The organism is Halomonas pelophila (genome assembly GCF_040196315.1).
In the GTDB taxonomy this organism is placed as follows: Bacteria; Pseudomonadota; Gammaproteobacteria; order Pseudomonadales; family Halomonadaceae; genus Halomonas; species Halomonas pelophila.
Genome location: NZ_JBEGCI010000003.1, coordinates 91,292 through 113,866, shown reverse-complemented (window position 1 = coordinate 113,866; position 22,575 = coordinate 91,292). Strand labels below are relative to the sequence as shown.

Below are 22,575 nucleotides of genomic sequence, written 5' to 3'. Positions count from 1 at the left end.
ACCCTGCACTGATGGGGTGGTATCGGCGCCGACACGACTCGACCGTATCGACATCGCTGATGCTCTGCCGGAGGAAGAGCATCCTGAATTCCATGGTCAAGAGCCGGTGCCCAGGGCACCGGCTCTTCACATCACGCTCCGCACCGGACTCGGCTGCGGCGCCTTGCCGCAGCCCGAGAGCGGAGCACATGATAACAAGCTGGACGCCACGATTTAAGTGGCATCGGCCAGCAGCATCTCGCGAATCTTGCCGATCGCGCGCGTCGGGTTCAGTCCCTTCGGGCAGACCGCGACGCAGTTCATGATCCCGCGGCAGCGGAACACGGAGAACGGATCCTCCAGCTCGGCCAGGCGCTCACGGGTCGCGCCATCACGCGAGTCGGCGAGGAAGCGGTAGGCCTGCAGCAGGCCGGCCGGGCCGACGAACTTGTCCGGGTTCCACCAGAACGACGGGCAGGAGGTCGAGCAGCAGGCGCACAGGATGCACTCGTAGAGGCCGTCGAGCTTGTCGCGCTCTTCCGGCGACTGCAGGCGCTCGATGGCCGGGGCCGGCTCGTCGTTCTGCAGGTACGGCTGGATGCGCTCGTACTGCTTGTAGAACAGCCCCATGTCGACCACCAGGTCACGGATGACCGGCAGGCCGGGCAGCGGACGCAGCACCAGCTTGTTGCCCTTGACCACCTCGGAGAGCGGGGTGATGCAGGCCAGGCCGTTCTTGCCGTTCATGTTCATGCCGTCGGACCCGCACACGCCCTCGCGGCAGCTGCGGCGAAAGGCCAGGCCGTTGTCCTGCTCCTTGGCCAGGTGCAGGACGTCGAGCACCATCAGATCGCGACCCTGGGTGTCGACCTGGAACTCCTGCATGAAGGGCGCGGAGTCGGTTTCCGGATTGTAGCGGTACAGGGATACCTGAAGCTTGGACATCGTGACTCCCCCTTAGTAGGTGCGGACTTTCGGCTCGAACATATCGACGGTCTTGGGCGCGAAGTTCACGTCGCGCTGACCCAGACGCTTGTCGGCCGGGAAATAGAGCGAGTGCTTCAGCCAGTTGACGTCGTCGCGGTCCGGGTAGTCGTAGCGGGAATGGGCGCCACGGCTCTCCTTGCGCTCCAGGGCCGCGATGGCGGTGGCTTCGGCCACTTCCATCAGGTTATCCAGCTCCAGCGCCTCGACGCGCGCGGTGTTGAAGGTGCTGGACTTGTCCGGCAGGTAGGCATTGTCGATGCGGCCGCGCAGCTCTTCCAGACGCTTGACGCCCTCCACCATGTTCTTCTCCTCGCGGAACACGCCGAAGGAGGTCTGCATGATGTCCTGCAGCTCGCGCTTGAGTTCGGGCACGGTCTCGCCGTCCTCGGACTCGTTCCAGCGAGTGATGCGCTTCATCGCCGACGCGACGTCGGACTCGGAGGCGTCGAGGTACTCGATACCCTCGTTGAGCGCCCCCTCGATGAACATGCCGGCCGCGCGGCCGAAGACCACCAGGTCGAGCAGCGAGTTGCCGCCCAGGCGATTGGCGCCGTGGACCGACACGCAGGCCGCCTCGCCGCAAGCGAACAGGCCGTTGACGATCTGGTCCTTGCCGTCGGCGTCCTGCATGATCGCCTGACCGTGCACGTTGGTCGGGATCCCGCCCATCATGTAGTGACAGGTCGGCACCACCGGTATCGGCTCCTTGGCCGGATCCACGTGGGCGAAGGTCTTGGACAGCTCGACGATGCCGGGCAGGCGCTTGCCGAGGACTTCCTCGCCCAGGTGATCCAGCTTGAGGAAGACGTGGTCGCCCTTCTCGCCGCAGCCGCGGCCCTCGAGGATCTCCATGACCATGGAGCGCGCGACCACGTCGCGGCCGGCCAGGTCCTTGGCGTTGGGCGCGTAGCGCTCCATGAAACGCTCGCCGTCCTTGTTGACCAGGTAGCCACCCTCACCGCGGCAGCCCTCGGTCACCAGGGTACCCGCGCCGTAGATGCCGGTCGGGTGGAACTGCCACATCTCCATGTCCTGCATCGGGAAGCCGGCACGCAGCGCCATGCCGATGCCGTCACCGGTGTTGATCAGGGCGTTGGTGGTGGAGGCGAAGATGCGCCCCGCCCCGCCGGTGGCCATGACGGTGGCCTTGGACTTCACGTGCACCACTTCGCCGGTCTCGATGTCCATGGCGATGCAGCCCACCACGTCGCCGTTGGCATTCTTGACCAGATCGACGGCGTACCACTCGTTGAGGAAGGTGGTGTTGTTCTTCAGGTTGTTCTGATAAAGCGTGTGCAGCAGGGCGTGGCCGGTACGGTCGGCCGCGGCGCAGGTGCGAGCCGCCTGGCCGCCCTTGCCGAAGTCCTTGGACTGGCCACCGAACGGACGCTGGTAGATGCGGCCGTTATCGAAGCGGGAAAACGGCAGGCCCATGTGCTCGAGCTCGAACACCGCCTTGGGGCCCTCGGAGCACATGTACTCGGAGGCGTCCTGGTCGGCGATGTAGTCGCCGCCCTTGACGGTGTCGTACATGTGCCAGCGCCAGTCGTCGTTCGGGTCGGCGGAGGCGATGGCGCAGGTGATACCGCCCTGGGCGGAGACGGTGTGCGAGCGGGTCGGGAAGACCTTGGACAGCACGGCGGTCTTCTTGCCGGACTTGGCCAGCTCCAGGGCGGCCCTCAGACCGGCACCGCCGCCACCGATGATGATGGCGTCGAAAGACAGGCTACGCATGTTGGACATGAATCAGGCTCCCCACAGAACGGTGATGCCCCAGACCAGGAACACGAAGATGGCCAGGATGATGATGAGCTGCGTACCGATGCGAATACCGGTCGGCTTGAGATAGTCGGTGGTCACGGTCCACAGCCCGACCCAGGCGTGGGCGGCCAGCGAAATAAAGGCCAGCAGCGAGAAGATGCGCATCCAGGTCTGGGCGAAGAGGCCGCTCCAGGCCGCGTAATCGAGGCCCGAGCTGAACAGCAGGAAACCGACGATGAAGAGAGAGTAGAGCGCCAGGATGACGGCAGAGACGCGCTGCAGCAGCCAGTCGGAGAGGCCGCTGCGCCCGAAGTTCGTGATGTTGGTTACCATACCCAGACTCCAGCCAGAATGATCAGGACCGCACTCACCACCACGGTGATCTGTGCCTTCTTGACGCCACCCTCGAGGGTCACGCCGATATCCATGTCCATCAGCAGGTGCTTGATGCCGGCCACGAAGTGAAAGGCCAGCGCGGAGAGCAAGCCCCAGGCGACCAGCTTGGCCAGGAAGTTATGGGCCAGGGCATCGCTCACGGCGGCGAAGCCGGCCGGCGAGGACAGTGACGCGTCCAGCGCCCAGAAGGCGAAGATCAGGCCGATGAAGAGGATGACGCCGGTGATGCGGTGAGCGATCGACGTCAGGGCGGGGAGGGGGAACTGTATCGTGGACAGATCCAGATTTACGGGTCGTTTGCTATTCACGGCTCTACACACTCTCTTGGCCCGCTCTTCTTCGTCCGACAAGGCCCGAGCGGGCGGTGGTTACGGGAAGGGACACGATCGTGGCCGAGTTGGACACGACCACCGACTCCTGCCAGTCGCGCGCTGAGATTATAGGGTCATCACCCCTTCATGACAAATGAACACGGGGCCCAGTCGACCATGGTGGAAGGCCGAGTTATCGGCCTTGGCGCGGTCTTGGACGGGACCCGGGGCGTTGACGAACCCCCTCGCGCCGCAAAATGGTGCACGGCACCATTTATTATACAAAACTACTCCACACTTGCTGTAAATGTACAGGCGCGCGCGCACAATAGTGGAATTGACAATCTCGAGGACGCTTCTATAGTGGGCGAACCTTTTCGCCGGCAATTTCAGCGAAAACCCCCGATATCGCCCCCATGAACTCGAGAGGAGGCCAGTTATGGCTGACAGGAAAGCGACACTGACGGTAGACGGCCTGGACGACCCGATTGACCTGCCGATCTACTCCGGCTCCCTGGGCCCCGACGTCATCGACGTCCGCGGCCTCGGCGCCCAAGGCCTCTTCACCTATGACCCCGGCTTCATGGCTACCTCTTCCTGCCAGTCGGCGATCACCTACATCGACGGCGGCAATGGCGTGCTGCTGCACCGCGGCTACCCGATCGACCAGCTGGCGAAGCACTCCGACTTCGTCGAGACCTGCTATCTATTGCTGTTCGGCGAACTGCCCGACGACGCGCAATACGAAGATTTCAAGTCGCGCGTGACCAACCACACCATGGTCCACGACCAGATCATTAACTTCTTCAAGGGCTTCCGCCGCGACGCCCACCCGATGTCGATCCTGTGCGGCGTGGTCGGTGGCCTGGCCGCCTTCTATCACGACCACCTGGACACCGCCAAGCAGGAAGATCGCGAGATCAGCGCCATCCGCCTGATCGCCAAGATGCCGACCATTGCGGCGATGTCCTACAAGTACAACATCGGCCAGCCGTTCAACTATCCCCGCAACGACCTGAGCTATGCAGAGAACTTCCTCTACATGATGTTCAGCAACCCGTGCGAGGAGTACCGGATCAACCCGGTCTACGCCAAGGCCATGGACCGCATCTTCATGCTCCATGCCGACCACGAGCAGAACGCCTCCACCTCCACGGTGCGCCTGGCCGGCTCCACCGGGGCGAACCCCTTCGCCTGCATCAGCGCCGGCATCGCCGCGCTCTGGGGCCCGGCCCACGGCGGCGCCAACGAGGCCGTGCTGAACATGCTCGACGAGATCGGCGACGACTCCGAAGAGAACATCCAGCGCTTCATCGACAAGGCCAAGGACAAGGATGACCCCTTCAAGCTGATGGGCTTTGGTCACCGGGTCTATCGCAACTTCGATCCGCGCGCCAAGGTCATGAAGGAGACCTGCGACGAGGTGCTGGCTGAGCTGGGCCTCGCCGACGACCCGCAGCTGAAGATCGCCAAGCGCCTGGAGCAGATCGCCCTGGAAGACGAGTACTTCATCGAGCGCAAGCTCTACCCGAACGTCGATTTCTACTCCGGCATCATCCTCAAGGCCATGGGCATCCCGAAGAACATGTTCACCGTGATCTTCGCCGTCTCCCGCACCATCGGCTGGATCTCCCACTGGAACGAGATGCTCAGCGACAGCTACAAGATCGGTCGCCCGCGCCAGCTCTACACGGGCCACGACAAGCGCGACTATCCGGCAAGCTGAGCCCGAGCGCCCTTCTCGCCGCCAGCATCCACAAAGGCCGCCCTCGGGCGGCCTTTTTCGTTGGCGGACCCTTTCACGCCCTGCCCTACCCCGCCCCCTCCTGGCGCGCTACCGGCCTGCCCGGCCCTCTCGATGGCTGGCGCCTCAGCCGGCCCAGCGGTCGCCTAACCCGCGATGCGCGCCCACACTTGCCGGCACCCATCGCGACGAGGGCACCATCGAGACCCCCTTACCTCGAGAGAACCGCTCAGGCGGTCCTCGCGACGCCAGGAGGCCACTGCTGGCCCCGCCGGGCAGTGGCGGCCCTCGCATCGCACGACGCGCCTCGAAGGCCGCGGCAGGACAGGGTATCGCCTTGATACCAGAGAACTAGAATTCTCATCACTTCAGGTTGACTTCCCCACCGACATGCGCCTCCGCGAGGGTGTCGCCCGTTTTCCACACATTCTGTGGATAACCCTGTTCACAACCTCTCGAAAAGGTCGCCGGAACGCCATGAACAGCGGCACCGCCTTAGATTGATCAATTTTTGACCTACTGTAAGTCGTTGAAATAAAAGACTTATATAAGAAAGCCAGCAACCAAGCGGGTTAGCGCCGCGCCTATGCACAGCCCCGACGCCCTAGGCGGGCCAAGTGGACAAGTCAAGGAAATTTCGCGTCGAAATCGGCACGATTCGCCGTCCGGAAGGAACCGGAAAGGCAGACACGACAAAAGGGGCCAGGCAGGCGTAAGGGCCGGCTGGTCATGAGAAAGTATTAGGGGGAATGAATCGAGGTGGCGTCCCATAGGGGGTTCGAACCCCTGTTACCGCCGTGAAAGGGCGGTGTCCTGGACCACTAGACGAATGGGACGCAATGTCTTGCTTAGAGATGGCTGCCATCTAAGAAGATGGTGGAGCCTAGCGGGATCGAACCGCTGACCTCGACACTGCCAGTGTCGCGCTCTCCCAGCTGAGCTAAGGCCCCGATCTCTCGAAGACGGGGCGTATGTTACTGATAAGCCCCGCCTTCGTCAACAGGAAATCACGCGAGGTCGCGAAATTCCTTCTCGAAGCGCTTGGCCTGCTTCTTGGAGACGCCGCCCAGCACCTCGATGGCGTGGCGCAGGCGCGCCCGGGTCACGTCGGACCCGAGAATCGCCATGGCATCCATCACCGAGGTGCTCGACGAGGAGCCGGTAACGGCGATGAACACCGGTGCCAGGAAGGCCTTCATCTTCAGCTCGAAGTGCTCCGCCAGCGCCTTGATCTCCGCGAGCAGCGCCTCCTTGTGCCAGGCCGGCACCAGCTCGAAGCGCCACACCAGGAACTGCAGCAGCTTCAGCAGCTCCTCGCGAGAGAGCTTCACCGCATCGAAATCGCCCTCCTCGATGGCCGGCAGGCCCGAGAAGAAGTGCCCGGCCAACGGCGCCACCTGGGCGAGCGTCTCCACCCGCGGACGCACCTGGGGCAGGATCTGGCCGACGTACTCCTCGTTGAAGGCCCACTCCATCAGCGCCTTGAGCAGCGCCGCATCGTCGAGATCCTCGCGGATGTAGACGCCGTTGAGCCAGGTCAGCTTGTCGAGGTCAAACACCGGCCCGCCCAGCGAGACCCGCTGAACGTCGAAGTGCGCCATCATCTCGTCGAGGCTGAACTTCTCTCGCTCATCGGGCATCGACCAGCCCATGCGCCCCAGGTAGTTGGTCACCGCCTGGGGCAGGAAGCCCATGCGCCGGTAGTAGTTGATGGAGGTCGGGTTCTTGCGCTTGGAGAGCTTCGACTTGTCCGGGTTGCGCAGCAACGGCATGTGGCAGAGCACCGGCATCTGCCAGCCGAAGTACTCATACAGCAGCTGATGCTTGGGCGCCGAGTTGATCCACTCCTCGCCCCGCAGCACGTGGGTGATGCCCATCAGGTGATCGTCGACCACGTTGGCCAGGTGATAGGTGGGCATGCCGTCCGACTTGAGCAGGATCTGGGCATCGACCTGGGCCCACTCGACCTCGATGACGCCGCGCAGCATGTCCTCGACCACGCAGGTGCCGGTGGCCGGCACGATCATGCGCACGACGAAGGGCCAGCCTTCCTGCTCGCGACGTGCCTGCTCCTCGGCGGGCAGCGCCAGGTCGGCGGGCTTCAAGGCCAGGTGCATGCCGGCCGCCTTGCGCGCCTCGCGCAGCTCGTCGAGCTCCTCGCTGGTGCGGTAGCACTTGAAGGCGTGGCCGGACTCGATCAGCTGACGAGCGTACTCGCCGTAGATATCGCCGCGCTCGCTCTGGCGGTAGGGGCCGTGGGGGCCGCCGACGTCGGGGCCTTCGTCCCACTCGAGCCCCAGCCAGCTGAGGGAGTCGAGGATCATCTGCTCGGACTCGGGCGTCGAGCGCGCCCGGTCGGTGTCCTCGATGCGCAGGATGAACTGGCCGCCGTGCTGACGAGCGAAGCAGAGGTTGAACAGGGCGATATAGGCGGTGCCCACGTGGGGATCGCCGGTGGGTGACGGCGCGATGCGAGTGCGTACGGTCATGTCGTCCTTGGTCCTGTCGATGGAGGAAGGCCGCCCTGACATGGCGGGCGAATGGCCGCATTATACGCACCTGGCCAGCGCCGGGCAGCCGTGGCCGGGAATCATTCCCCCGCGGCGCGGTCCACGCTGAACCCGAACTCCGGCGAACAAGGAATGCCATGCTCACGCGACTCCCCGACGACTTCACCGCCGTGGTCACCGGCGCCTCCGGCGGCATCGGCAGCGCCGTGGTGGAAGCCCTGCTCGCGAGCGACCGCCCCGGCCGGGTGATCGCCGTCAGCCGCGGCGGTCATCCGCACCCGGACCCTCGCGTCGAAACCCTCGCCTTGGACCTGGGCACCGAGGAAGGCGGCGAGGCCCTCGCCCAGGCACTGGACGACGCCCCCGTGCACCTGGTGTTCAACGCCATCGGCATGCTGCACGACGAGGATCTGGGCATCGGGCCGGAGAAGAAGCTCGACGAGCTGGACGCCGAGGCCATGGCCCGGCTCTACCACGTCAACGCCATCACCCCGGCGCTGCTGCTCAAGGCGCTGCAGCCGAGCCTCAAGGGGCGCCATCCGGCGCTGTTCGCCAGCCTCTCGGCGCGCGTAGGCTCCATCGGCGACAACCGAATGGGCGGCTGGTACGCCTACCGGGCCAGCAAGGCCGCCCATAACATGCTGATGAAGACCGCCGCCGTGGAGCTTCGCCGCCTCAACCCCCAGGCGGCGATCGCCTGCCTGCACCCCGGCACCACGGACACGCCGCTCTCGGCGCCCTTCCAGGCCCGGGTGCCCGAGGGCAAGCTGTTCACCCCGGCCTTCGTGGCCGAACGACTGCTGGATGTACTGGAGACCTGCACGCCCGACCAGAGCGGCATCTTCCTGGACTGGGCCGGCGAGCGGGTGGCATGGTGACGCGCCGGCGATTAGGGCAGAATTACCGTTGATACCCACCGTTGCCTGGTCAATACCGAGCCAGGAAGATTCATATGACGCTTTTTGACCATAGGATGACGTAATGGAAACACTCGGCCCTCGCATCAAGAAACTTCGGCTGGAGGCCAAGCTCAACAAGGCGGCCCTGGCACGCAGGGTCGGGGTGTCAGACGTCACGATCTCCTACTGGGAATCGGGTGCCATCAAGCAGATCGGCCATGAACGCCTCGTCGCCCTGGCCCAGGCGCTCAACTGTCCACTGTCGCGGCTGCTCGAAGACGAAGGGTCCCACGCCTCACCGCTCTACCTGCGCCGCCGGCTTCCGCTACCCTGGCAGGATGGCAAGCAGCGCGTCATCGAGCTGCCGATCGAGATGGTGCCCGGGCAGCGCTGGGATGGCGACTGCCACCTGGTGACGCCGGCGCCGGGCGAGCAGTTCGACTTCCTCATGGAAGGCGACCTGGTGGCTATCGCGACCAGCGACATCTTCCGCCAGCCGGGCCTCTACCTCATCGAGGACGACGACGAGCTGGCCATCCGGCGGGTCTCGCAGGGCCCCACCGGAGAGCTGATCTTCCAGCGCCAGGACAGCGACGAGCTCATCCCCTACGCGCCCAGCTGTCGGCTGATCGGCAAGCTGGTGGCTCACTGGCGCGCCCAACCCCTCTAAGGCACTACCCGAAGAGGCGCTACTCGATCTCTATCACCTCGACATGATCTTGGGTGCGGCGCGTCTCGTCGCCGACCAGGAAGCGCTTGGTGTAACGGGCCACCTGACCCAGGCCATGACGCGACTGCGCGACCAGCGGCCCCTGCAGGTGCTCGTTGTCCTTGCCCAGCCGGTCGCGCACCGCGGCCGGCTGGACACTACCCTCCTGCACCTCGACTATCACGAGATAGTCGCCGTCGGGCAGCCCGCTACCAGGGCCGAAAGGCCCGGCCACGAAGCCGCCGTCGGCCACCGACACCCGCTCCCGCCAGCGCACCCCGCTGAGCTCGCGCTCCACCAGCACCTGCAGGCGGGTGTCGGCGGGCAGATTGGTCTCGCCCTCGACCGTCAGGCGCCGATCGCTGCCCAGGCGCGACGAGACATCGATCGTGACCGGCTCCTCGAAGGGCTCCACCTCGGGGGTCGCTGGCGCGGGATCGGGCGTCTCCTCCGCCATCTCGGCCACCGGGGTCGGGTCGTCAGGCGCGTTGGCCGCCTCCTCCTCGCTGCCGCCGCAGCCCGCCAGCCACATCAGCATCACGCCTGCCCCGATCGCTCGAAACCACGCTTGCATGCACGCCTCCCGCCTTGTCGATGAGTGACCAGACTATCATTCCCGGTCTTAGCGGGTATGTTCATTGGCGCTCCGCACAGTCGAGGCAGCGCGTCGTGTAGGGCAACGCCTGCAGGCGACCGTCACCGATAGGCCCGCCGCAGCGCTCGCAGGCATCGCCCTCCCCCGCCTCGATGCGCTTCAGCGCATGCAACACCTGGCGGAGTTCGTCTTCCGCTTCCTGCTGCAGGGCCTCGATGACCTCGTCATTCGCAAGCTCGGTCGACTGGTCCTCCGTGTCCTTGTCCAAGGGACCGCCCTTCTGCTCCTTATGGGCCTGGTAGCGATCGAACCGCTCGATCAGCTCCTCGCGCAGCCCTTCCAGTTCCTGCTTGCGATCCGCCATAGCCGCTCTCCTTATCATCGCACCCTGGGCGCCCCGACCTTCTCGCTCGGCACCGCCCGGCTTCCGTCCTCGAGGTCCACCCTCGGCGCCCGGCGCCGCGGTAGTTCATCTTTGTCCGCCTTATTGATCATCCTTCTGGGCAGTCGTTCTCGATTGTCCTTCTTTATAGCAGACCCTTTCCGCCCAGCACGCTGACGAAGATCACGCCCCGGCGCGCCGCGCCTCGACCGGGTGATCCGCTAGGTCATGCCCAGGGCGCCGTAGCCCGCCTCGGTCAGCGAAAGCCGCTCGGGCGCCTCGTGTCCCCGGCTGCGCTCGACCGTGATCAGCCCTTCGGCCTCCAGGGCGTCGATGTCCTCCAGCAGCGCCGCCTCCAGGCTGTCGCCGCCGGGATGGCCGAAGGGCGCGGCTAGCACGCCGCCGTGCTGCAGCACGCGGGCCAGCAGCTCTCTCTGGTATTCGGTGAGATCGATGCTCATCAGCCTCTCCTTCTTTTCACCGGTCGGGTGCTCATATCGCCAGTATGGACTAGGGGCGCGTCGCGGGGCGGACACGCCCCTGGCGGCCGGTCCGATGCGCTGCGATTCACCACAGGAGTTGACGCCGGCCGCCAAGCATGACACCGTGTGTCCAGTTGGTTAGCAAGATGCATATTGTCAGTAGTAGTCGAATCCTTTCGGTTGTCTGGTTATATCCCCTTGTTTTACCCACTAGCATTCGGGGCTACACCCGGTAATTTCGTATCCGGCGCACTGCGCCAAAGAAAGGAGTCATGACATGGCTACTGGCACTGTTAAGTGGTTCAACGACGCAAAAGGCTTTGGCTTCATCACCCCGACCGACGGCGGCGATGATCTCTTTGCCCACTTCTCCGAAATCAAGGCTGAAGGCTTCAAGTCCCTCCAGGACGGCCAGCAGGTCTCTTTCGACGTAGTGCAGGGCAAGAAAGGCCTGCAGGCTTCTAACATCGAAGCCATCTGATCGCCGATCAGACAGACCTATCGAGCCGTAAGGCTACGAGTACCAAGGCCCGCTGATGCGGGCCTTGGTGTTTCTGCGTGTCCGGTTTCCTGACGCGTGACACGGGACCCAGCGCCCGACGTGCCGCTGCTCTCTGGTGCCTGCCGCCTGCACCCGCCTTCACCGGCACCTAACCGACTATCCGGCTCGCCCGATAGATAGCAGCCCCTGGTTCGCCCCTCCCCCTGCGTCGCCCCGCTTGCACAAGCACCTGGCTCGAGGGCCTGTTTCAAGAACCTCGCCGGCCCCCATCGAGCTTACCCGACGACACCTGACTGCCAGACCGCCTCCCTCGCCGAAGAGATCGTCGTTACAGCACAGCTCCCATCGTCAATCGCCTACATCCGCGGCCCTTTACTGAGCGTACCGTGGAGGGACAACAGGGAGAGCGAGACCATGTCGGAGATCACCATGATGCCGGCTCCGATGCGACGCTGGGTGATGATGTGCCCATGCGGGGCGGCCGAGATCCGCGCCGAGGAGGGCCCGCACTGGAGCATGTTCACGCTGGAGAAGCTCGAGGAGAGACGCTACCGCATACGCTGCCATGCCTGCGGCAACACCAATGAGCACCGGGTCGGTTAGGCGTCGACGGACTCGATCAGGCCCTCATCATCGTGAGTCGGCTTGTTCACCCGCGTGCTCACCGGCCAATGGGTAAACCGCCCCGCCGCCAGGTGATGCACCACAACGCGAATCGTCTCGCGGTCGGTCAGGTGCGGGTCGAGCCAGGGTTCCAGGCTCTTATCGTCCAGCACCAGCGGCATGCGATCATGGATCTCGCTCGCCACCCCACGGGCTGGCTCGGTGAGGATCGCGCAGCCGGGCTTGCCGTCCGGCCGCTCGCTCCAGATGCCCGCCAGCCAGAGCGGCTCGCGATCCTCGCGGCACAGGAAGTGCGGCTGCTTCCTGCCCTCCACCGGCAGCCACTCGTACCAGCCGTCCGCCGGTACCAGGCAGCGATGGTGGGCGAAGGCTCCGCGGAAGTAGTTCGAGGTGGCCACCTTCTCGACGGTGGCGTTGATCGGCTCGGGCGCCTTCTCCCTGGCCCAGTGCGGCCGATAGCCCCACCACGCCTCGTTCATCACCAGCGGCGCATCATCATTCGGATGACGCACCACCGTGATCCAGGTGCCCGGCGCCACGTTGTAGCGCGGCGTCAGTTCCCCGGCCTCCTCCAGTGGCAAGCGCAGGGCCTCGGAAAGCCTGGGGTAAGGGCTATAGAGCGCAAATCGTCCGCACATAAATCACCGGAAGCGAGTATTAACCATCACTGTAGACCCGGAGGCATCCACGAAAAACGGAGCATGCCATCGCTGCCCCCTTGACGCTAAAGGGAGCGCTTGCCTGTCGCCGCTTTCGGGGTTGGGCAGAAAGTGACCAGGGCTGGTAGACTATGCGGCCTCCCGACCGACACCCCTGTGATGCCGATGCAACCGCTCGACCGCACCTTTTCCGTGGCCCCCATGATGGACTGGACGACCCGCGACTACCGCGCGTTCGCCCGGACCCTGAGCCGCCGCGCCCTGCTCTACACCGAGATGGTGACCACCGGCGCCATCCTGCACGGCAGCCCGCGCTCGCGCTTTCTCGGCTTCGATGAGGTCGAGCACCCCCTCGCCCTGCAACTCGGCGGCAGCGATGCTGGGGAGCTCGCCGAGTGCGCGGCGATCGCCGAGGCGTGGGGCTATGACGAGGTGAACCTCAACGTCGGCTGCCCGAGCGACCGAGTGCAGAACAACCTGATCGGCGCCTGCCTGATGGGCCACCCGGAGAAGGTCGCCGCCGCCGTGCGCGCCATGCAGGCGGCGGTGTCGATCCCGGTCACGGTGAAGTGCCGCATCGGCATCGACGACCAGGACGAGGACGAGGACCTGTCGCGCTTCATCGCCACGGTGGCCGACGCCGGCTGCGATACCTTTATCGTGCACGCCCGCAAGGCGTGGCTCGAGGGGCTCTCCCCCAAGGAGAACCGCGACGTGCCGCCGCTCAACTACCCGCGGGTGCATCGCCTCAAGGCGAGCCGCCCCGAGCTTCACATCGGCATCAACGGCGGCATCAAGACCCTGGACGAGTGCCGCGAGCAGCTCGCCCACGTCGATAGCGTGATGATCGGCCGCGAGGCCTACCAGAACCCCTGGCTGCTGGCAGGCGTAGACGCCGCGCTCTACGGCGAGCCGGGCCCGGCCGAGAGCCGCCACGCGGCCGCCCGCGCGCTGCGCCCCTACATCGCCCGTCGCCTCGACGAGGGGGCGAAGCTCAACCACATCACCCGCCACCTGCTGGGCCTCTTCCAGGGTCAGCCGGGCGGGCGCAAGTTCCGCCGCCACCTCTCCGAGAATGCCCATCAAGAGGGCGCGAGCCTGCAGGTCTTCGACGACGCCCTGGGCCTGGTCGCGGAGCGCGAGACGGCCGAGGTGGCGTAGCTTCCACGCCGCCTGCGAGACCCTTGATACGCGAAACGGCGCCGAGTGATCGGCGCCGTTGTCGTGTTGGCTGCGTGTCGGGCGAGTGGATCAGTAGAGCGCATCGGGCGGCGGCTCGAGGCTGGAGTGGAAGTCCTCGATGGCGCTCTCGGCCTCCTCGATGGCGTCGAAGCGGGCGATGTGGAAGAGCGCCTCGCCCTCGTTGGCCAGCGGCAGCCGGCTCATGCCGATGACGATGCCGTCGGCCACCGCGCGCACCTCCCCCTCGGCGTTGCCGAAGGGGTCCGCTACCCGTCCCAGCAGCTCACCCTTGGCCACCCGGGCGCCGAGCCGCACCTTGGGCCTGAGGATGCCGTCGATGGGCGCCCGCGCCCAGCTCGAGCCGTTGGCGATCTCCGCCGACGGCACCGGTCGACGGCGATGCTCACCGGTCAGCATGCCGAGCCGGCGCATCACCCGCAGCACGCCGCGCACGCCCGGGGTGATCGCCCACTGGTCGAAGCGCAGCGCCTCCCCCGCTTCATAGGTGAGCACCGGGATACCGCGGTTCTGCGCGTAGTGGCGCAGGCTGCCCTCGCGCAGGTCGGCGTTGAGGATCACAGGCGCGCCGAAGGCGTTGGCCATGCGCTCGGTCTCGCCGCCGGGAGTGAGCTGGGCGCGAATCTGCGGCAGGTTGGTGCGGTGGATCGCCCCGGTGTGCAGGTCGATGATGTGGCTGGCCTGATCGACGATCTGCTCGCGGAACAGCGCCGCCACGCGGCCGCCCAGCGAGCCCGACTCGCTGCCCGGGAAGCAGCGGTTGAGGTCGCGCCGGTCCGGCAGGTAGCGGCTGTGCTGTACGAAGCCGAAGACGTTGACGATGGGCACACCGATCAGCGTGCCGCGCAGCCCCTGCAGCTGCTTGGAGCGCAGCAGGCGGCGCACGATCTCCACGCCGTTGATCTCATCGCCGTGGATGCCGCCGCAGACCAGCAGCACCGGGCCCGACTGTCGGCCGTGGACCACTTCCAGGGGAATGTAGAGCGGCGCATGGGTATAGAGGCGCGCCACGGGCACGTCGATCTGGGTGCGCGACCCCGGCGCCACGCGGGTGCCGGCGATCTCGAAGGGGGAACGGGCCATGCTGCGCTCCTTGCATCACGAAACGGTGTTTTCAGGCGTTTCTTATACGCTTCTGGCCCGTGGAAGACGAGCCCGATGGCCCTCGCCCGGCGCTTACATATCCATACATACATGAATGTAAAAAGCGGGCCACTCGGGTAGAATATGGAGAACTGTGACACTTTGAGAGCCCCGCCATGGCAAGACGCACCAAGGCCGAAGCCGAAGCCACCCGCGAGGCACTGCTCGACGCCGCCGAGGAGGTGTTCTTCGATAATGGCGTCGCTCGCACCTCGCTTGAGCAGATCGCCCGCCACGCCGGCCTGACCCGTGGGGCGGTCTACTGGCATTTCCACAACAAGGCCGACCTCTTTCGCGCCATGCTCGACCGGGTGCGCATGCCCTTCGAGGCCCTGGTGGCGGAGACCGGCGCAACGGATGCCTCGCCGCTGGAGACCGTTCGACTGGGCTACCAGCAGAGCTTCCTGCGCATGGAGCAGCCCCGCCACCGGCGCGTCCTGGCCATCCTGATCCACCGCTGCGAGTTCTTCGGCGACATCGACCCCTGCGCCATCCAGGCGGAGATGGCCGGCGAATGCCTGGATGCGCTGGGCAGCTACTTCGCCGACGCCCACCGTCTGGGGCTGCTCAAGGAAGGGGTTGCCCCCGAGGTCGCCACCCGCCTGATGCAGGCAATCCTCAGCGGCATCTTCCACGACTGGCTGCGCGATCCCGACGCCTACTCCATCCACGAGCGCGGCATGGTGCTGGTGGAGGCTCAGCTGGCCCTGCTGAGCCGCCACGAGGCGGCTTAGCCGCGAGAAGGCGCCAATCGCGAAAGACCCGGCCCTCAGGCCGACGAGCCGTTGTGCTCGCTCGGGCGGTGCAGCAGGTGCAGCCGCCGCAGCCGCGTGCGGGCATCCAGGTAGTCGCTTTCGAGCACGGCGCGATAGCGGCCGTCTCCCGGCAGGTACTTCACCAGCACCCGATGTTCCCCGGCCTCTGTCGCGTCACCCGACTTGGTGGCCAGCGCCACCTCATGGCTCGGGTCGCTCTCCAGCACCGCCGTGACCCTCCCCTCCTCGTCGGCCGTCGCGGCCGTGATGCGCACCCGCTCCCCGAGCAGGCAGCGCGGCAGGCGCTCCGGCGCTCCGGGCAAGCGCTGGTGGAGCCGCCGATGCAGCCGATGACAGAGCCAGGCCGCCAGCGGCGAGGCCAGCGCGAAGGCGCCCCAGATCACCAGGATCCCCAGCGGGATGCGGAAGAAGCCCAGCGGCAGCCAGCGCAGCACGGCGACCTCGACGGCCAGCGTCAGCCCCCCCGCCAGGGCGATCAGCAGGGTCAGCGACAGCGATACCGGCACGCCGATGAACCCCAGCGAGACCAGCGCACTGGCCAGGGTGTCGTTGCGCAGGCTGTCGTGCTCGAAGAGCTCGACCGGCGCCAGGCGCAGCGCCACCAGCAGCCAGTAGCAGGCGACCAGCGCCAGCAGCGCGCTGAAGATCACCACGGGGAAGCTCAGGGCGATCTCGATGATGGTATCCATGCGGCGTACCTCCCGATAACACTTAGCCAACGAATGAGTCTTTTTTTTCATCCTAGACCATCGGGTCGGCCCGGTCCTGATCCGAATCAAGGATGTATTCACACATCCTTATGAAACACCTGTCGCCATCGACATGAAAAAGGGGCGCCCGCATGCGGGCGCCCCTTGGCGTTCAGCAGGACCTCAGGTCCCGCCGGGTCAAGCCGGCATCAGCCGTTGCCGTGCGGCTCGGCGTCGGCCGTCTCGCCGGGCGACTCATCGCCATTTTGCGACTTGCGCTGCAGCCGGGCGGAGACCGCGGCGATCATGGCGTAGAAGGTCGGCACGAAGAGGCTGCCGAGTATCGCCACCGAGGCCATGCCGATCGCCACCGTGGTGCCGATATGGTGGCTGCTGGTATCGCTCGCGCCGGTGGCGAGCATCAGCGGCAGGGTGCCGAAGATGAACGCCAGGGAGGTCATGACGATCGGCCGGAAGCGCAGCTCCGCCGCCGTGATCGCCGCCTCGCGGATCGACTTGCCCATCTCGCGGCGCTGCAGCTCGGCAAACTCGACGATCAGGATGGCGTTCTTGGCCGCCAGGCCCACCACCACCAGGATGCCGATCTGCACGTAGACGCTGGTGTCCAGGCCGCGCAGGAAGATGCCGCCGATCCCGCCCAGCAGGGCGAAGGGCGTGGCGGTCAGCACCGCCAGCGGCAGCGACCAGCTCTCGTACTGGGCGGCGAGGATCAGGAACACCATCAGCAGGCCGAAGACGATGGCCAGCGTCGCGGCGCTGCCCGCCTGGCTCTCCTGATAGGCGGTACCGGTCCAGCCCATGCCCCAGCCGTCGCCGAGCTGCTCCGCGACGATCTCTTCCATGGCGGTGATCGCCTGCCCCGAGCTGTAGCCCGGCGCCGGACCGCCCTGGAACTGGGCGCCGGTATAGACGCCGAAGCGGGTGACCACCGCGGGCGCCGTCTGGCGCTCGAGGGTCACGAACTCGGAGAGCGGGATGCGCTCGCCGTTGCCGCCGCGAACGAAGACATTGGCGACGTCCGAGGGCGTCTTGCGAAACTCCTCCTGGTTCTGCAGGTAGACCTGGAAGTTGCGGTTCTGATAGCTGAAGAAGTTGACGAAGCCGTTGCCGAAGGTATTCGACAGCGTGGCGTTCAGGTCCGTCAGGCTGACCCCGTAGCTCAGCGCCTTCTGCTGATCGATCTCGGCACGGAAGGACGGCACGTTGACGTTGAAGGTGGTAAACACCTGCTTCAGCGCCGGATGCTCGCCGGCCGCCTGCATGACCTTCAGCGACGCCTGGAAGAGCTCCTGAGGCGAGGCGCCCTCGAAGGACTGCAGGTAGCCGGTGAAGCCGCCGGTGGTCGAGAGCCCCATGATCGGCGGCATGTTGAAGGCCATCGCCGAGCCGCCCTCGATCTGGGCGCCAAGCTGCATGATGCGCCCGATCAGCCCGCTGGCGGTCAGCTCGCGCTCGGCCCAGGGGTCCATGGTCACGAACATGATGCCGCGGGCCGTGTTCACCGAGCTCGACAGGATGTCATAGCCGGCCACCGCCGAGGAGAAGCGCACGCCCGGAATCTCCTCGATGGCCGCGCTGAGCTTGCCCATGTACTCCCGAGTCCGCGACAGCGAGGCGGAGTCCGGCAGCTGCACGGCGGTGAGGACGATGCCCTGATCGGTCTCCGGCACCAGGGTCGAGGGGGTCGCCTGGTAGAGCCACCAGGAGCCCCCCACCGTCAGGCCGGTGAGCAGCAGCGCCAGCCCCCAGAAGCGCACCAGCTTCTTGACGATCCACATGTAGACCGCGGTGATGCCCGCGAACAGGCGATCGAACAGGCGCAGCGGCGTGCGCAGCGCACGGCTGAGGGCCGTTTCCTTGCGGTGCAGGTCGTGCTTGATGAAGATCGCCGAGAGCGCCGGGGTGAAGGTCAGCGCCATCAGCGCCGAGAAGCCTACCGAGATGGCGATGGTCAGCGCGAACTGCTGGTAGATCTGTCCGGTGAAGCCGCCCAGGAAGGCCACCGGCACGAACACCGCCGCCATGATCAGCGAGGTGGCGATGACCGGCCCGCCGACCTCCTTCATGGCCTGGATCGTCGCCTGGCGGACGGTGATCTCCTCGTCCTCGCCGAGCACCCGCTCAACGTTCTCCACCACCAGGATGGCATCGTCCACAACGATGCCGATGGAGAGCACCAGGGCGAACAGCGTCAGCAGGTTGATGGTGAAGCCGAAGGCGAAGAAGCCGGCGAAGGTCGCCAGCACCGAGACCGGCACCACCGACATGGCGATCACCGTGAAGCGCCAGTTCTGCAGGAAGATGAACAGGATGACGCCGACGATCAGGAAGGCCTCGATGAAGGTGTGGAAGACCGTCTCCACGGAGGCATCGATGAACTGGGTGGTGTCATAGGGCACCACGTACTCGAGCCCCGGCGGGAAACGTCCCCCCAGCTCCTCCATGACGTCCTCGACCGCCTTGGCGGTCTCCAGGGCGTTGGCACCGGGCTGCTGATTGATGATGATCGGCGCCATGGTGCCGCCGTTGAGCCGCGCCTCGACGCCGTAGAAGGAGGCCCCCAGCTCGATGCGCGCCACGTCGGCCAGGCGCAGGGCCGAGCCATCCGGGTTGGTGCGCAGGAAGATCTCGCGGAAGTCGTCGGTGCTGGAGAGCCGGCCACCGGCGGTGATGGTGTAGGTGAAGGCCCGCGGGTCCGACTGGGGCGTGGCGGCCAGGTTACCCGCCGGCACCTCGGTGTTCTGCGCACGGATGGCCGCGGCGACCTCGCTGGGCGTCAGGTCGTATTGCGCCAGCCGGTCCGGGTCCATCCACACGCGCATGGCGAACTCGCCGCCGCCGAGCACCTCGGCATCGCCGACCCCCGGCACCTGGCGCAGCTCGTCCAGGACGTTGAGCGTGGCATAGTTCTGCAGGTAGATGCGGTCATAGTCCTCCTCGGGGGAGGTCAGCGCCACCAGCATCAGGATCGAGCTGGAACTCAGCTCCACGGTCACGCCCTGGGCCTGCACGGCCTCGGGCAGCTGCGACAGCGCGCCCTGCACGCGGTTATTGACGTTGATGGTGTTGATGTCGCCATCGGTGCCGATATTGAACGCCACCTGCAGCTGCATCGAGCCGTTGTCGGCGCTGGTCGAGGTCATGTAGAGCATGTCCTCGACGCCGTTGATGGCTTCGGCCAGGGGCGCGGCTACCGTCTGGGCCATGGTCTCGGCGTCGGCCCCCGGGAAGGTGGCGTTGACCGAGACCGTGGGCGGCACCACGCTCGGGTACTGTTCGATGGGCAGCACCCGCATGCTCATCAGCCCGATCAGCGTCAGGATGATCGCCAGCACCGTCGCGAAGATCGGCCGCTTGATGAAGAAGTTGGAGAAGTTCATGGCCCGGCGTCTCCCTCGGCCTCGGCCGTGGGTTCGCCGCTCGCTTCAGCGCCCTGCTTCTCTCCCTGGGCAGCGCCTTGCTGACCGGCATTCTCGGCGCCCTCTCCGGCGCCCTGCTCAATACCCGCGAAGGGCTGGGGCTCGATGGCCGTGCCGGGCTGCAGGCCGGCGGGATCCCCCACCACCACCCGCTCGCCGGGCTCGACGCCGCTGCGCAGGATCTGCCAGGGACCGGCAATCTCGCCGAGCTGCACGGTGCGCGCCCGCGCCTTGTCGTCCTCGTCGAGCACGAAGACCTGCGGGCCCATGAGGCCCTGGGTCATGGCGATCTCGGGCACCGCCAGCACGTCGAAACGCTTCATGCCCTCGAGATGCACGCGCACGAACTGGCCGGGCAGCACCTGGGCATCGGGATTGGCGAAGGTCGCGGTGGCCTGCACGGTGCTGGTGGCCTCGTCGACCCGCGAGCCGAGGAAGTCCAGGTGGCCTTCGAGGCGCTCGCCCGCACCCTCGACGCCAGCCGGCAGGTCGAGCCAGGCGGTGATCGCCTCGATGGGCTGGTCGCTCAGCTGGCGGCGCAGCGCGAAGGCATCCTCCTGGGGCAGCTGGAAGCGCACTTCCAGCGGGTCCAGCGGCGTGATGGTGGTCAGCGTGGTGCCCGGCTGCACCAGGTTACCCAGGTTGACCTCGCTGAGGCCGATCATGCCGGCCACCGGCGCGGTGACATCGGCGTAGCCGAGGTCGATGCGCGCATTGGCCAGCGCCGCCTCGGCCTGGGAGACCGAGGCGCGGGCCACGTTCAGCTCGGCCTGAGCCTGATCGACCTGTTGTCGGCTCACCGAGTTCTGGCTGAGCAGCTGCTGGAAGCGGTTGGCATCGCGCTGGGCGCGAGAAAGTTCGGCGCGGGCGCTCTCGAGGTCGGCTTCGCGCTGGGCCACCACGGACTGGTAGAGGTCCGGCTCGATGGAGTAGAGGCTCTCACCCTGTTCCACCATCTCGCCCGGCTCGAAGTGACGTTCCTCGAGAAAGCCGGTGACGCGGGCCACCATGGTGACCTCGTCGTCGCTGCGCAGCTTGGAGGGATAGGACTTGGCGAGCGGCAGATCCTGGCGGGCCATCTCCATGACCTGCTTGGGCGTCGGGGGCGCATCACCCTGGCCGGACGCCTGCTGCTCGGGAGTCTCTTGCTGACCGCAGGCGGCGAGCACGAGACCCAGGGCCAGCGGCACCAGGCCGCCCCGGCCTCGTTTGATGAAGGTTGTCATGGGTGCTTTCCATTAGGCGCGTCGGAGGAGGAACGAATTTTACATTCATTCATGAATGTTTGTAAATTTCCGGGTGCCGATCGCTACTCCTCGAGACGCGGGGGCGCCCCGATATCCATGACCGCATCGTTCGACTCAGCATTCTCGGGCAGCGTGAAGGAGACGCTGCCGCCATCCAGCCAGGCGTTCACCTCCTCGACCGCCGGGACGTCCAGGGTCCCCGACTGCTGGCGCAGGGTCAGCAGATTGATCACGTAGTCGTAGCGGGCGCTGGCGAACTCGGCAACGGCGTTGTAGAGGTTCTGCTCGGCGTTGAGCACGTCGACGATGTTGCGGGTGCCCACCTCGTAGCCGGCACGGGTGGCGTCCAGCGCGCTCTGGTTGGAGACGATCGCCTGGGCGCGCGCCTCCACGGTGGAGACGTCGTTGCTGACCTGGGTATAGAAGGAACGCACCTGCTGGACGGTGTCGCGCCGCTGGGACTCGAAGTCGTACTGGCTGGCCTCCAGCAGGTAGGTATTCTGGCGGATGCTGGCCGAGGTGCGCCCGCCGGTATAGAGCGGCATGCTGGCGCGCACGCCGACCCGACTACCCGAGTTGCTGCCCTCGACCGAGTCCCGATCATCATCGGCGTAGTTGTAGTCGGCGAAGGCGTTGAGCGTGGGCAGGCGATCCGCCCGGGCGATATCGACGCCGCTGCGCGAGACCTCGACCCCGGCCTGGCTGGCCAGCACCTGCGGATTGTTCTCCATGGCAAGCGCCACCCACTGGTCGCGATCGCTCGGCGTGGGCGGCACGATGGGAATCTCCTCGCCCAGCGAATCGATGCTGGAATAGCGCTGCCCGGTCAGGCGCTCCAGGGCCTCGAAATTGACCTGCAGGTTGCTCTGCGCCGTGATGCGCTCCGCCCGCGCCTGGTCGAAGGCCGCCTGCGCCTCCTCGACCTCGGTGATGGCGATCAGCCCCACCTCGAACTGCTCGCGGGCCTGCTCCAGCTGACGACCGATGGCACGCTCCTGGGCGCGCCGCGCCTCGAGCACCTCATAGGCGCGCAGGATCTCGAAATAGGCCGAGGAGACATCGATCAGCACCTGCTGCTCGGTGGCGGCCAGCCGATAGAGCTGCTGGTCGATCTCGCGCTCGGACTGCTCAACCTCCCGCGCATTGCGGGCATCGAAAAGCGCCTGGGTGGCCTCCAGGGTCAGGCTGGCGCCGTTGTAGCTGTCGTCCCCGCCGGTCTGGAACGCGCTCGTCTGGCTCTCGTACTGACGGTTATGGGTCACGTTGCCCGAGACGTCGACCTGGGGCAGCAGATCGCCCTGCTGGACGTCCCGCCCCGCCTCGACGCTGCGGGTCTGCGAGCGGGCCGCGGAGAGTTCGGCATTGCTCTGCATGGCATCGCGGGCGATGGTCAGGAGATCCGCCGCCTGCACCGGCGCAGCGACGGCCGCCGCGACCAGGGCCGGCAGCAACGCGCGGCGGGCGAACCGCGTGCCGGTGCAGCGAAGGGAACGGGAACGCATCATCGGTAGATCCTCGGTATCTTGACGGGTAACTTTAC

Annotated in this window: 21 protein-coding genes and 2 tRNA genes; 7 read left to right on the top strand and 16 right to left on the bottom strand. The window is 66.2% G+C overall.

What is annotated here, in order from left to right:
• Positions 1-213: 213 nt before the first annotated feature.
• From ABE957_RS04005 to sdhC, 4 genes are read right to left on the bottom strand one after another with little or no spacing between them, the layout of a single operon-like run.
• Complete coding sequence (locus tag ABE957_RS04005; protein ID WP_349757395.1) at positions 214-924, bottom strand: succinate dehydrogenase iron-sulfur subunit; 711 nt, start codon at positions 922-924, stop codon at positions 214-216.
• 12 nt (positions 925-936) lie between these two features.
• Positions 937-2,709, bottom strand: coding sequence for a succinate dehydrogenase flavoprotein subunit (gene sdhA, locus ABE957_RS04000; protein ID WP_349757394.1), 1,773 nt, complete (start codon positions 2,707-2,709; stop codon positions 937-939).
• Positions 2,710-2,712: 3 nt separating this feature from the next.
• Positions 2,713-3,060, bottom strand: a complete 348-nt coding sequence (sdhD, locus tag ABE957_RS03995; protein WP_349757393.1) for a succinate dehydrogenase, hydrophobic membrane anchor protein — start codon at positions 3,058-3,060, stop codon at positions 2,713-2,715.
• Entirely contained in the window at positions 3,054-3,431 is a 378-nt protein-coding gene (gene sdhC / locus ABE957_RS03990) for a succinate dehydrogenase, cytochrome b556 subunit (RefSeq protein WP_211310892.1), read from the bottom strand. Before sdhC ends, sdhD begins: the two co-directional genes overlap by 7 nt.
• Before the next feature lie 442 nt (positions 3,432-3,873).
• On the opposite strand from sdhC, the gene gltA reads away from it, so the two are divergent.
• Complete coding sequence (gene gltA / locus ABE957_RS03985; protein WP_349757392.1) at positions 3,874-5,160, top strand: citrate synthase; 1,287 nt, start codon at positions 3,874-3,876, stop codon at positions 5,158-5,160.
• Between the two features lie 778 nt (positions 5,161-5,938).
• Here gltA and ABE957_RS03980 read toward each other — a convergent pair.
• The 3 genes from ABE957_RS03980 to gltX form a co-directional block, all read right to left on the bottom strand.
• Positions 5,939-6,014 (bottom strand) — tRNA-Glu (locus ABE957_RS03980).
• Between the two features lie 38 nt (positions 6,015-6,052).
• A tRNA-Ala gene (locus ABE957_RS03975) sits at positions 6,053-6,128 on the bottom strand.
• Positions 6,129-6,185: 57 nt separating this feature from the next.
• Complete coding sequence (gene gltX, locus ABE957_RS03970) at positions 6,186-7,667, bottom strand: glutamate--tRNA ligase (RefSeq protein WP_349757391.1); 1,482 nt, start codon at positions 7,665-7,667, stop codon at positions 6,186-6,188.
• A gap of 158 nt (positions 7,668-7,825) precedes the next feature.
• On the opposite strand from gltX, the gene ABE957_RS03965 reads away from it, so the two are divergent.
• Together ABE957_RS03965 and ABE957_RS03960 are read left to right on the top strand one after the other, a co-directional pair.
• The gene (locus ABE957_RS03965; protein WP_349757390.1) at positions 7,826-8,566 is read left to right on the top strand and encodes an SDR family NAD(P)-dependent oxidoreductase; all 741 of its coding nucleotides are present in this window, start codon (positions 7,826-7,828) and stop codon (positions 8,564-8,566) included.
• Positions 8,567-8,669: 103 nt separating this feature from the next.
• Positions 8,670-9,257 carry a helix-turn-helix domain-containing protein gene (locus ABE957_RS03960; protein WP_349757389.1) on the top strand — a complete coding sequence of 196 codons (588 nt, stop codon included), beginning with the start codon at positions 8,670-8,672 and terminating at the stop codon, positions 9,255-9,257.
• Between the two features lie 19 nt (positions 9,258-9,276).
• Here the strand turns inward: ABE957_RS03960 and ABE957_RS03955 are convergent, their stop codons facing one another.
• The 3 genes from ABE957_RS03955 to ABE957_RS03945 form a co-directional block, all read right to left on the bottom strand.
• Entirely contained in the window at positions 9,277-9,870 is a 594-nt protein-coding gene (locus tag ABE957_RS03955) for a hypothetical protein (RefSeq protein ID WP_349757388.1), read from the bottom strand.
• 61 nt (positions 9,871-9,931) lie between these two features.
• Positions 9,932-10,255, bottom strand: a complete 324-nt coding sequence (locus ABE957_RS03950) for a TraR/DksA family transcriptional regulator (protein WP_349757387.1) — start codon at positions 10,253-10,255, stop codon at positions 9,932-9,934.
• Between the two features lie 239 nt (positions 10,256-10,494).
• Positions 10,495-10,734 (bottom strand): hypothetical protein, encoded by a 240-nt coding sequence (locus tag ABE957_RS03945; RefSeq protein ID WP_349757386.1) that lies wholly within the window; start codon positions 10,732-10,734, stop codon positions 10,495-10,497.
• Between the two features lie 298 nt (positions 10,735-11,032).
• On the opposite strand from ABE957_RS03945, the gene ABE957_RS03940 reads away from it, so the two are divergent.
• Entirely contained in the window at positions 11,033-11,236 is a 204-nt protein-coding gene (locus ABE957_RS03940) for a cold-shock protein (protein ID WP_089847775.1), read from the top strand.
• 435 nt (positions 11,237-11,671) lie between these two features.
• Entirely contained in the window at positions 11,672-11,860 is a 189-nt protein-coding gene (locus ABE957_RS03935) for a hypothetical protein (RefSeq protein WP_349757385.1), read from the top strand.
• Here the strand turns inward: ABE957_RS03935 and ABE957_RS03930 are convergent.
• Positions 11,857-12,519: an SOS response-associated peptidase gene (locus tag ABE957_RS03930; protein WP_349757384.1), complete on the bottom strand. Its 663-nt coding sequence runs from the start codon at positions 12,517-12,519 to the stop codon at positions 11,857-11,859. The two genes, ABE957_RS03935 and ABE957_RS03930, sit on opposite strands and share 4 nt — an antisense overlap.
• Positions 12,520-12,705: 186 nt before the next feature.
• Here ABE957_RS03930 and dusA point away from each other — a divergent pair, with 186 nt between their 5' ends.
• Positions 12,706-13,701: a tRNA dihydrouridine(20/20a) synthase DusA gene (dusA, locus tag ABE957_RS03925; RefSeq protein ID WP_349757572.1), complete on the top strand. Its 996-nt coding sequence runs from the start codon at positions 12,706-12,708 to the stop codon at positions 13,699-13,701.
• A 90-nt stretch (positions 13,702-13,791) separates the two neighbouring features.
• On the opposite strand, the gene ABE957_RS03920 is transcribed toward dusA, so the two are convergent.
• Entirely contained in the window at positions 13,792-14,823 is a 1,032-nt protein-coding gene (locus ABE957_RS03920) for a succinylglutamate desuccinylase/aspartoacylase family protein (RefSeq protein WP_349757383.1), read from the bottom strand.
• A gap of 176 nt (positions 14,824-14,999) precedes the next feature.
• Between ABE957_RS03920 and ABE957_RS03915 the strand changes: the two genes are divergently transcribed.
• Positions 15,000-15,617, top strand: coding sequence for a TetR family transcriptional regulator (locus tag ABE957_RS03915; RefSeq protein ID WP_349757382.1), 618 nt, complete (start codon positions 15,000-15,002; stop codon positions 15,615-15,617).
• Between the two features lie 35 nt (positions 15,618-15,652).
• Here the strand turns inward: ABE957_RS03915 and ABE957_RS03910 are convergent, their stop codons facing one another.
• The 4 genes from ABE957_RS03910 to ABE957_RS03895 form a co-directional block, all read right to left on the bottom strand.
• Positions 15,653-16,348 carry a hypothetical protein gene (locus ABE957_RS03910; RefSeq protein ID WP_349757381.1) on the bottom strand — a complete coding sequence of 232 codons (696 nt, stop codon included), beginning with the start codon at positions 16,346-16,348 and terminating at the stop codon, positions 15,653-15,655.
• 209 nt (positions 16,349-16,557) lie between these two features.
• Positions 16,558-19,749: an efflux RND transporter permease subunit gene (locus ABE957_RS03905; RefSeq protein ID WP_349757380.1), complete on the bottom strand. Its 3,192-nt coding sequence runs from the start codon at positions 19,747-19,749 to the stop codon at positions 16,558-16,560.
• Positions 19,746-21,014 (bottom strand): efflux RND transporter periplasmic adaptor subunit, encoded by a 1,269-nt coding sequence (locus ABE957_RS03900; protein ID WP_349757379.1) that lies wholly within the window; start codon positions 21,012-21,014, stop codon positions 19,746-19,748. The genes ABE957_RS03905 and ABE957_RS03900 overlap by 4 nt, the downstream gene beginning before the upstream one ends.
• 83 nt (positions 21,015-21,097) lie before the next feature.
• Positions 21,098-22,540, bottom strand: coding sequence for a TolC family outer membrane protein (locus ABE957_RS03895; protein ID WP_349757378.1), 1,443 nt, complete (start codon positions 22,538-22,540; stop codon positions 21,098-21,100).
• Positions 22,541-22,575 lie beyond the last annotated feature (35 nt).